Source organism: Actinospica acidithermotolerans (assembly GCF_018139625.1).
GTDB lineage: Bacteria > Actinomycetota > Actinomycetes > Streptomycetales > Catenulisporaceae > Actinospica > Actinospica acidithermotolerans.
Map to the genome: position 1 here is coordinate 1 of NZ_JAGSOH010000352.1, position 450 is coordinate 450.

Genomic DNA, 450 nt, shown 5'->3' on the forward strand with positions numbered 1-450 from the left:
AATGATGCTTTGTTAGGAACAGATTACATTATGATAACAAAGACCACAAGGTACCTAATCTCTGTTATAGTTTGTTTTGTCGCAAAACTATAAAAGTTATAATTATTTGCATATTAAAAAAATAAAAAATATAAAATTTAAGATAATTGAGTCGCTAATGACTATATGTATAGAGTGTTTTGATTATTGGGAGGATATTTAATTATGAAAAAAATCGTTACAGCTACAATCGCTACAGCAGGACTTGCCACTATCGCATTTGCAGGACATGATGCACAAGCCGCAGAACAAAATAACAATGGATATAATTCTAATGACGCTCAATCATACAGCTATACGTATACAATTGATGCACAAGGTAATTATCATTACACTTGGACAGGAAATTGGAATCCAAGTCAATTAACGCAAAACAACACATACTATTACAATAACTACAATACTTATAGT

Annotated in this window: 1 pseudogene; it reads left to right on the top strand. The window is 30.4% G+C overall.

The features are described 5' to 3' along the window. Nucleotides 1-204: 204 nt before the first annotated feature. A pseudogene (locus tag KDK95_RS38955) lies at nt 205-450 on the top strand (CHAP domain-containing protein); the annotation flags it as partial.